The 1,576-nt window shown below is 75.3% G+C and carries 2 protein-coding genes; one reads left to right on the forward strand and one right to left on the reverse strand.

What is annotated here, in order from left to right; all coding sequences use genetic code 11:
* Positions 1–246: 246 nt before the first annotated feature.
* Positions 247–1,101 (forward strand): sensor histidine kinase, encoded by an 855-nt coding sequence (locus tag ACWJ6R_RS36050; RefSeq protein WP_449066500.1) that lies wholly within the window; start codon positions 247–249, stop codon positions 1,099–1,101.
* Here the strand turns inward: ACWJ6R_RS36050 and ACWJ6R_RS36055 are convergent.
* Complete coding sequence (locus ACWJ6R_RS36055; RefSeq protein WP_068894257.1) at positions 1,085–1,372, reverse strand: Lrp/AsnC family transcriptional regulator; 288 nt, start codon at positions 1,370–1,372, stop codon at positions 1,085–1,087. The two genes, ACWJ6R_RS36050 and ACWJ6R_RS36055, sit on opposite strands and share 17 nt — an antisense overlap.
* Positions 1,373–1,576 lie beyond the last annotated feature (204 nt).

Here is a 1,576-nt window from a genome sequence, read left to right on the forward strand (position 1 = left end):
CGCCGCCGCCCTCGCCCGCTGGATCGAGGTCAGCGGGTCCCTGCGGCCGGGCCGGTGACGGCGGAGCCGCGGCCCTGACGGGAGCCGCGCGCGCTGTGGGACTCTCCTCTCGGGGGAGGACGAGGCATCCGTCTACGAGGGGACGCGGGGTCCGCGGCGGGACCGTACATTACCGGTCATGCTCCATGCCGACCTGCCGATTCCCGTCTCCCCGCGGCCCGGGGCCTCCCCTTACGGGGAGGGCCGATGAACGGGCTGCTGCCCCTGTCCCTGTCCGCGGTGGCCGTCCTCGCCGGGGCGGTGGCGTGGCTCGTCCGCGACCGCCGGCGCCTGGCCGGGCGGCTCCGGGACGAGCAGGCCGAGCGGACCGGCCAGCGGGACGCGCTGGCCCGGGCCGCCCTGACGCGGGAGCGGGCGCGCATCGCCCACGAGCTGCACGACGTGGTCGCCCACGGGATCAGCATGATGACGCTCGGCGTCGGCGCGGGACGAATGATCATGGACAAGGATCCGGCCCGGGCCCGCGAGACGCTCTGGGCGGCCGAGGAGTCCGGACGCCAGGCGCTCACCGAACTGCAGCGCGTGCTGGGGCTGCTGCGCGCCGAGGACGAGGCGCGGACCAGGGCGCCCCAGCCCCGGCTGGCCGACCTCGCCGACCTGCTGGCCCGGGTGCGCACCGAGGGCCTGGCGGTGGACGTGGTCGAGGACGGCAGGCCCGTCGAGATCGGCCCGGCCCTGGAGCTGTCGGCCTACCGGATCGTCCAGGAGGCGCTGGGCAACACCCTGAGGAGCACCGGGGCCCGGTCGGCCTGCGTCACGCTGCGCTGGCGGCCGGGCTTCCTGGACGTCCTGGTCCGCGACGACGGGCGGGCGGCCCCCGCGGCGGGCACGGGGACCGCGGGGCCGGTCGCGGGGGTCGCGGAGACCGCGGAGACCGCGGGACCGGCCCTGGTCGGGATCAGGGAGCGCGTCACGCTGTTCGGGGGGACGCTGGAGACCGTGTCCCTGGAGGAGGGCGGGTCCGAGCTCCGGGCCCGGCTGCCCACAGCGGACGCCCGGGCGACCTATCCGCCCTGGGAGGCGGTCAGTCCGCCTCGTTGAGGCCGATGGAGAAGGCGGCTTCGAGGTCGTGCCGGGAATAGGCGCGGAAGGCGATGTGCGTCTCGGTGTGCAGCACCCCGTCCACCTTGTTGATCCGGCCGGGAACGACCTCGGCGATCTCCTCGTAGGCCGCGACGCGGACCATGACCAGCAGGTCGTATTCGCCGGTGATGGAGTAGACCTCGCTCACCCCGTCGATCTCGGCGATCGTCTGGGCGACCTCGGGGATCCGGTCCACCTCGGCATTGATGTGCACGATCGCGGTGACCACGAGCTTCCTCCTCGTTGAGTACGGCTTGTCTGGTGCCGAAGTTATCAGCGCAGCGGCCGGCCCTCGCGCCGCCGGTGCGGTTCCCCCGCCCCCTGCTCGGCCCGGTAGGCCCGCTCGATCCGGGCCATCAGGCGGGCCGAGCCGGTGACCGGCAGGCTCCAGCCGGGGCCAGGGCCGGGGCCGGGGCCGGGGCCGGTCGAGGGT

This window comes from Planomonospora algeriensis (assembly GCF_977012225.1).

Bases quoted from the DNA above. Each gene is read 5' to 3' on its own strand.
- ACWJ6R_RS36050 (WP_449066500.1), top strand. From the start codon at position 247: ATGAACGGGCTGCTGCCCCTGTCCCTGTCCGCGGTGGCCGTCCTCGCC.